Genomic DNA, 9,196 nt, shown 5'->3' with positions numbered 1-9,196 from the left:
CTCTCATCATACTTTTGAGAGGGTCTCTTTTAGTTATGAATTACACCTGTCTTTTCCGATAGAAGTATAGTGCACCTGCCAGAATGACGATCACTAATCCAATGTATGGCAAGATCTTCAATACTCGTTCACCAGTTTGTGGCAGACTGCCTCCACTGCTGTAGGAAGAATCGTAACTTCCTCCATAGGATGTATTGAGCCCGCCATCATTGTTAAAGATGTCACCTTTCGTCTTAGGAAGCTCCGGATTGGTCTTCTTGATCGTCACTGTTTGTGCTTCATCATTGATGTCTTCATGGGCACCAATTAGATTACCCTTCGCATCAAATAATTTTTCAAATGCAACGAGCGTCAAGTCATCCGACAACACACTGCGACGGAAAGTAAAGTTCATTTCGACGGTCCCTGTACCTGTGTCGCTCGCCACAAAGGTTGCTTGGCTTTCGACTTCACGGCCCATGATTGTGAACGGCGCATTTGCGTCCTTCATCATCAATTTCCCGCGAACGGTATAGCTTTCTCCTGGGATCAGATTTTCATAGAAGATGATATCTTTGATGACGACATCTTCATCACTGTCCTTGCTGATCTCAGCGGCCTGCGTCCCGACTTTCGGATAGTGAACAGATTGATCTTTGTCTTCAATATCCGTATGAGCCGCTACTTCTTTTTCATCTTGATACAAGGTTTCGAAAACGACCACTGTTTTACCAGCTAAGTCACCCTTCGTAATCTTGAATTCCAATTCGATCGTACCATCACGTTTTGTTGCCGTGAAGGTTTTCTCAGCGTGGACTTCGTTACCATCACGAGTGACGAACGGTTTATTGGTCGCCTTGTCCATCAAGACACCTTTGACTGTATACTCTTTGCCGATTTCTAAGTTCTTGTAGCTGACTTCATCCACTACGGTCACTTCTTCATCCGCAAAGCCTTCATTGGTTCCTGTCTCTTTGTCTTTGGCTTTCGTTGAAACTTGCGGTTGCCGAACTGTCTGATCCTCATCTTCAAGATCTTCATGGATACCTACCAACTTGCCTTCTGCATTAAATAGTTTTTCAAAGACAACTAAAACGGTATCTTCTTTAAGTTCGTCTCGTAGGAATTTGAACTCGACTTCAACGGTTCCTGAGCCTGTTTCTGAGGCAGTGAAGGTTGCTGAGCCTTTAACCTCAACTTGTTCGCCTTTCTCATCAACTAAGAACGCTTTACCTGTTTCTTTGTCCATCAAGACGCCATCAACTTTGTATTCTTTACCTGGTACTAGATTTTCGTAAGTTACGATATCCTTAATCACTACATATTTATCGGTTGATCCGGTTGTTTCAGAAGCTTTCGTACCGACTTTCGGATAAGTCACTGTTTGCGCCTCATCCTCGATGTCCGTATGAACGGCTACTTCTTTTTCATCATGATAAAGTTTTTCGAAGACAACCACTGTCTTACCAGCTAAGTCGCCACGTTTAATATAAAATTCTAGATTAATCGTGCCGTCAGCTTGTTCTGCTTTGAAGGTTTTCTCTGCATGAACTTCATCGCCTTCTTTTGTTAAGAACGGTTTGCCAGTCGCTTTATCCATCAACGTTCCCTTAACCGTGTAGTTCTTGCCCACGATCAAATGATTGTAGGAAACTCTGTCGACGATCGTTACCCGTTCATTGGCTAAGCCTTCGTTCATCTCAGTATCTTTATCGATGGCATCCGTCTTCACTTCAACTTCTGGTTTCACTTCAACCGTCTGATCTTTGTCTTCGATATCTTCGTGAAGACCGACCAATTTACCTTCAACGTTGTACAGCTTTTCAAAGACAACTAGATTTTTCGGATCTTCTAAAGCTTTGCGATCAAAAGTAAACTCGACTTCCACTGTACCAGTACCTTTTTTATTTGCTTTAAAGGTTGCTTCACCAGTGATTTCTTTATCGTCTACCTTGAAGGCTTCGCCCGTTTCTTTGTCCATCAATACTCCGGTAACCTTGTACTCTTTACCCGGTACTAGATTGTCGTAAGAAACAATATCTTTGATCGTTACAGTATCACCATGGACACTTGTTTCAGCAGCTTTTGTACCCACATCAGGGTAGTTTACTGACTGATCTTTATCATTGATATCTGTATGAGAACCGACTTCTTTGTCGTCATGATACAGTGTTTCAAAGACAACGACCGTCTTACCTGCTAGATCGCCCTTCGTTACAACAAACTCAAGATCGATCGTACCGTTTTGTTGTTCAGCAGTAAAGGTTCTTTCTGCATGAACTTCTTTGCCTTCAGTAGTCAAGAATGGTTTACCTGTAGCTTTATCCATCAAGACACCCTTAACAGTATACTCTTGGCCGACGTTCAGATTTTTGTATTCTACTTGGTCAATAATTTTGACCTCTTCTTTAGCTAGCCCTTCGTTCATTTCAGTGTCTTTATCGACTGCGGTAGTTTTCACTTCAACTTCCGGTTTAACTTCGACAGTTTGGTTCTTATCATTGATATCCTCATGGGTACCAACTAGAACGCCTTTGACACCATACAGTTTCTCAAAGACAACCAATTCTTGGTTTTCTTTTAATGCACTGCGTTTGAAGGTGAATTTCACTTTGACTGTGCCTGAGCCAGTTTTGCTTGCGTTGAATGTCGTCGAACCAGTCACCGCTTCTTTATTCACTAAGAATGGTTGACCAGTTGCTTTATCCATCAACACCCCATCAACTTTGTATTGTTGACCCGGTTTCAAGTTTTCATAAGAAACAATATCTTCAAGAACGATCGTATCGCCGTGAATAGAAGTTTCTGCTGCTTTCGTACCAACTTTTGGATAATTAACTGATTGATCTTCATCCTCGATATCGGTATGAGAACCTACTTCAACATCTTCACGATAGAGTGTTTCAAATACTACGACTGTTTTGCCTGCCAAATCGCCTTTCGTTACGATAAACTCAAGATCGATCGTACCGTTTTTCTTCTCAGCGATGAAAGTTTTTTCAGCATGTACTTCTTTGCCTTCAGTCGTCAAGAATGGCTGATTGGTCTTCTTGTCCATCAAGATCCCTTTAACAGTGTATTCTTTACCGATTTGCAGGTTCTTGTAAGAAACAGTATCAATGATCGTGACTTCTTCTTTCGCTAAACCTTCATTTTGTTCGGTGTCTTTATCGATTGCTTTGGTTTCGACTTCTGGGAAATCAACGGTTTGGTCTTCATCGTTGATGTCGGTATGAGACGCAACTTCTTTCTCATCCAAGTACAATGTTTCAAATACCACCACAGATTTACCAGCTAGATCGCCTTTTGTGATCTTGAATTCAAGATCGATTGATCCATTTTGTTTGTCAGCAACGAATGTTTTTTCAGCTTTAACGGTTTTACCGTCTGTTGTCTTGAATGGTTGGTTCGTTCCTTTATCCATCAAAACACCCTTAACTGTGTACTCTTTACCTACAATTAAGTTTTTGTAAGAAACAGTATCAACGATCGTTACTTCTTCTTTTGCATTTCCTTGATTCATGCCGGTTTCTTTGTCTTTAGCAGAAGTCTTCACTTCTGGAGCAGGCTGCACCGGCACCGTCTGGTCTTCGTCATCGATATCTTCGTGTGTCGCAACAACTTTTCCAGTCGCACCGTATAGACGTTCAAAAACGACTAATTCTTTATTGTCTTTCAAAGCACTACGGTCAAAGGTGAATTTGACTTTGACTGTTCCTTTACCTGAATCTGGTGCTTTAAAGGTCGCTCCACCCGTTACTTCTTTTCCATCGACTAAGAAAGCATTGCCAGTCGATTTATCCATCAACTTGCCTTCAACAGTATATTCTTTACCAGGAATCAAGTTCTCATAGGAAACAATATCCTCGATAACTACTTTATCTCCATGTATACTAGACTCAGCGGCTTTCGTACCGACTTTAGGATAAGAAACGGTTTGGTCATCGTCTTCTATGTCAGTATGGGAGCCCACTTCTTTGTCTTTGTTGTATAGGTTTTCGAAGACAACAACTGTCTTACCAGCTAGATCTCCTTTGGTCACGACAAATTCTAATTCAATCGTGCCATTTTTCTTCTCAGCAGTGAATTTCTTCTCTGCATGAACTTCGTTGCCGTCTTTGGTCAAGAATGGTTTACCAGTTTCTTTATCCATCAACGTTCCTTTGACCGTATACTCACGACCGACAATCAAGTTTTTGTACGTCACTAAATCTTTAATCGTTACTTTTTCAGTCGCATTTCCTTCATTCGTACCGGTACCAGCATCGCTGGCATTTGTTTCTAATTCAGGATAATTAACTGTTTGGTCTTTATCTGTGATTTCTTCATGCACTGCTACTTCTTTTTTGTCATCATAAAGTTTTTCAAACACAACGACAGTCTTACCGCGCATATCCGTTTTCTTCACGATAAATTTTAAATCGATCGTGCCATTTTCTTTATCCGCTTTGAAGGTTTGTTCAGCAGTCACTTTTTTACCGTCTGAATCAACAAATGCTTGTCCTGTTCCTTTATCCATTAAGACACCCTTAACCGTGTATTCACGACCAACAACAAGGTTCTTATAAGAAACTGTATCAATGATTGTTACCTCTTCTTTTGGATTACTATTTTCATCAACGGCGTTTCCTTCGTTAATTCCTGAAACAGAATCCTTTGCAGATGTTCCAATCTCGATTTCTGGGCGGACAATAAAGTTTTCAGTCGGTTCACCCTTCTTACCAGTGTGAATCAAATTGCCATTTTCATCATACAATTTCTCTACAAAACCGTAAGAACCAACTTTTTCTGGTGTATAGCTATCTGTGTCATACTCCCCTGATGCACTAACTTTGATTTTCTTAGATGTCCAGACAATGTCCTTATCGGTTGCTTTGTCAGCATTTCCAAAGTCATTGACTTTATCAGAGAATTTGTACAAATCAACTACGACATAATAACCGTCCGGAACAGTTGTTTCTAAAATCACAGTATCGTGGATAGGATCGCCAAGATAAATATCTGAGCTAGAAGCTTTTGTATGAATCTTCACCTTATGAACATTGAAGACTTCACCCGGATCTCCGTGTTTACCTTCATAGATAACCTTGCTTGTTTTAGTATCAACAACCTTAGCTACCCAGCCATACGTTCCTTGATCTGTGATGCGAACATCTTCTAAGCCGTAACCTTTGGCATTTGATTTATATTCGCCATATTTTTTAATTGGCATCCCTTTAGAAGACTCTTTGATCTTTTGAGGATTTGAGTAATCAAAATCATTTGCTTGGTCGCTGTATTTATACAATGTGAACGTGACTTCCGCATTGTCGCTTGATAATGCTTTGTTAACATGCAGGCTGTCATAGACAGGAATGTTCGAGAAGACGTTCTCTTCATTTACTTGTGTGTAAAATTCTTCTTCACTGCCAGATGGCACATGTACCGTTTCAGACGGAATACCATAATCCGTTTGGAATTTCGCTAGACGTCCAGAGTCTGAGCCGCCAGTTACAACGATTGTATACCAACCAGCCTTATCGAAGGCTTTGAATTCAGTCGTACGTAATTCACCAGAAATCAACGGTGCTTTTACGACATCAAAAACTTCTGCCCCAGCAGGAATTTTATCGTCACGAATTGGTTTTGTTGGACTGTAGTACATCGTAAAGGTCGCAGTCAGATCTTCTTTCGAATCTGCGCCGGTTCCCCAGCCGTTCGGCAAATTGTAATCGCCATTTTTATCTGGATCACGGTCTTTACCTGTCAATTCTGGATTTTTATTGCCCCATTTGTCGGTATCACCTTTGCCATCGATCGGCAATCCCCACATTCCAGGAAGATCTAGTACTTTGATCGTATCGTAGATTTGTGCACCTACTGTACCAGATGCATCTGAAACAGTCGTCTCTACATTTGGTTCCCATGGAACAACGACATACTCATCAGCGCTACCAAAGTCTGAGTACCACGGCTCGGTATAGGTCGTTTCAGCAATTTCTTCAACCCAGACATACCAACCTTTTTCAGTTACTTGGATCTCTGGTGTCGTTACGGTGCCGTTCCCTTGAATCTTCGTTGTTACTGTTCCAGCAACTTTTGCATTGGCAGGAATCTGTGGACTTCCACCTTCATGATTATTCCCATTTTTAATAAAATCTGGTTTCGTTAGGAATGGTCCTAACAATTTACTGGTGATAGTAATTTCATGTCCACCTTTATTATCAGTAACAGTCAATTTATCGGCGACTTTTCCACCATCAGGACTTAGTTGCGCCACAGTCGTTTCTGTTTTGACTTTTGGTTTCCATTTAGTGATCGTTTGCTCATCTTGTTCGTTGAACTTGCATTGGAAGCCATTGTAGAAGTGTTCTTTATTGGCCTGATCATTCAGATCCATCTTCAATACTGGATAATAGAAACCTGCTTTAGTTGATTTCAGGTGTGAATTCACTACATGTTCGCCAGTTTTAGTGATCGTCAGTTCATCTTTACCCAAATAACTGATATCCCCTGGCAAGCTGCCGACATCAATTTGAGTATTCCCATAATCTGTTTCGGAGTAGTACCAATCTACTACTAATTTTACCGGAACTTTATTATTGGTCCCTAAAACATTCGGCCATTTCATGTCTGGGTCGGCTAATTGAATATTCAATGTATCCGTTAACGTATCGCCAACCTGCACGCGACTTTTAGCTTTCGTCGTACCGGTCAAAGCAAATTTTCCTATGACCTTGATTTTTTCGTTTGTATCATTAAATTGAGCTTGGAAGCCTTCTTTAAGAAACTCTTTGCTGGCTCCCTGTTTATTAAGGTCCATTTTCAGTACAGGATAATAGTAGCCCTGTTTATCGATTAGATTCTTTGAATTTAATTGATAAGTTCCCGGCCCAGTGATCGTCATCGTATCCGTTGTGACCTTAGTAACCCCAGCTGGTAAATTGTTTACATTATATTTCGTATTACCAAAATCTTGCGTTGAGTAATACCAATCAACTTCTAGATTTACTGGAACGTTTTGTCCAGTGTTTGAATCAACGGCCCACTTGCCTTCTTTTAGTGAAATAGTCAATTCATCTGTTAATCGGTCACCTACTTCAAGTTCAGTTGGTGTTTTCGTTGTTCCGTTGATCGAGAACTTTTCTTGTTTGATTTCTAAATCATCACTGACTTTTAGCGCAGCCTGTAATGGGACGTATGCACCAACCATGTTTTGACTGTTTGCCCAATTGTAACGGATTAATTGTGTACCTGGAAGATTGTTGATCGTCGCGGTCACAGAAAGCGGATTGCCAGCAGGACCTTGTACCAACGTATAATTATCTAGCTCCGTTGCTTTATTAAGGGTAATATTTCCAACGGAAGTCGATTCTCCGTTCTTCTTAAATTGTCCGCCAGTCATCGTTAACTGGATATTTGAGCCGTACCACTGACTCACGTCTGTTCCATTGGCTGATTTTATCACCAATTTTGCCGTTGCCGTTTTCGTACCTGGAACCTGCGTCATTTTTATTGTTGCTGTATAAGGTCCCGCATATTTTTGTGCATCGGTATAGTGTTTATTAAAGCTCGCTATCACATTCTCTAATTGCGCATCGCCTCTAAAAGCATTCACACTCGTATTAAACTTTTGAGCAGTCGAAGCACTAGCTCCACCTGTCTCTAAGTATTTATGCACATAGTATGAAACCGTCGCGTGATTGAGATGGCGATTACCGACTCCACCATAATCCTTATTGACTAGTTCGTTCATTAAGTATGCTCCGATTGGATCAGAGATGGTTTGTTTCGTGGCCGAACTAAACCCTACGTTATTAACCATCTTTCCATTTTCGGTACAGAACATAAATTTCGCACCATTTGGTTCCGTACCACCTGTTGCATACGATACGGTTCTAAAACGATTCGGATGAGTCGTTCCCCCATACATATAGCCATAAGCATTTTGTCCGAAACCGGTTCCTTCACTTGCGGTGGAGCCCGCTTCTGCGATCAAAGATAAACCATTGATCCCCAATGATGACACGACCATAAAAAGAATTGCCGTAATTCGTGTCATTTTACCAAGAATTTTTCTAATTCTTGTCTTCATTCTCCTGCACTCCCTTTCTTTTCTCTCCTTTTTTTATCATTTTTTCTTCTTCCCCGTTAAGCGTCACCTCCTCTACGTTTTTACAAAGTGTCGCACTGCTTAACTGCCACCCTTTCCGTTAAAATCAAATCATTTTCAAAAAAATCGAAAAAATCTTTATTCAACCGATAGCCTTGGCCCCAGAGTGTTTGGATTGCTTCATGCCCAAACTCATGCTCCAGCTTTTCATTTATTTTAGAAACAACTTTAGACAGACTTGCCAAAACAGAGGCATTCGGCTCCTTCCCCCAAATTTGACGGCTGATTTCTTCTCTGGAGACCGTTCGATCGCCTGCCCGGATCAAGTAGTAGACAATTTCCTTTTGCTTTAATTTCAAATTCAAATCTGATAATTTTTGCTTAACCGTCAGCTGTTGGGCTTGTTCTTCTCTTTGATGTGCTAGGCGGGAGATCTCAACGATCAACAACAATTCTCTCAACCTTTCTAAATTTGAATCTACTGGAATCATTGCGTCAAAGATCGACTCCGAGCTCTCATCGCATCGCTCTTCTACGACACGTCGAAATAGTTTGAACCGTCCCTTTGGCAATTGTTGAATCAACTCTTCAGTTTCTTTTTCAAATAATGTTTCACTGAAGATGATCCCTTCGAATTGAGATAGAAACTGTGTGCTGCAGGTTCCCTTTTTTAACAATGCTATTAACTTGCTTGAGCAATAAACCTCATTTCCCAGTTGTTTTAGCTGATTTTCAAATTTTTCTTCATACAAAGGAACCTTTGTTAAAACCAATAACTGCATTATTTTCTTCCTTTCTTTATAGCGCCTTTTTATTCGAATCTTTTCCATTTTCATTTCAAATAAACTAAAAAGCTCAAACAAATAACCCATAATTTTTAAATTATATTAACAAAATAATTATATTATATAGTTAATTTTAAATCAAACTATTATCAAAAATTTCTTTTATAAGTTGTTTTCATTTCCAATTATTATTAATTATCTTAATAAAAACTACTAATAATAAAAAAGCAACATGCCGCACAACAATAAATTCTATACCTTAAAAAGAAATAACAGAAAAGCTGTTAAACCTAATCGTCTTTTCAACGAAATCTTTTTTACTTGAAGAAATTTTAATAAT

Annotated in this window: 2 protein-coding genes; both read right to left on the bottom strand. The window is 40.0% G+C overall.

From position 1 onward, the window contains the following. Positions 1–40: 40 nt before the first annotated feature. Complete coding sequence (locus AC4J95_RS20665) at positions 41–8,053, bottom strand: VaFE repeat-containing surface-anchored protein (protein ID WP_494551479.1); 8,013 nt, start codon at positions 8,051–8,053, stop codon at positions 41–43. A gap of 80 nt (positions 8,054–8,133) precedes the next feature. Continuing rightward, on the bottom strand, positions 8,134–8,853 hold the full coding sequence (locus AC4J95_RS20660; protein WP_494551478.1) for a helix-turn-helix domain-containing protein: 720 nt from the start codon (positions 8,851–8,853) through the stop codon (positions 8,134–8,136). Between the last annotated feature and the right edge of the window lie 343 nt (positions 8,854–9,196).

The organism is Enterococcus sp. GPZ-007, assembly GCF_059374735.1.
This window is presented reverse-complemented; position numbering and strand designations above follow the sequence as displayed.

Bases quoted from the DNA above. Each gene is read 5' to 3' on its own strand.
- AC4J95_RS20660 (WP_494551478.1), bottom strand. From the start codon at position 8,853: ATGCAGTTATTGGTTTTAACAAAGGTTCCTTTGTATGAAGAAAAATTT.
- AC4J95_RS20665 (WP_494551479.1), bottom strand. From the start codon at position 8,053: ATGAAGACAAGAATTAGAAAAATTCTTGGTAAAATGACACGAATTACG.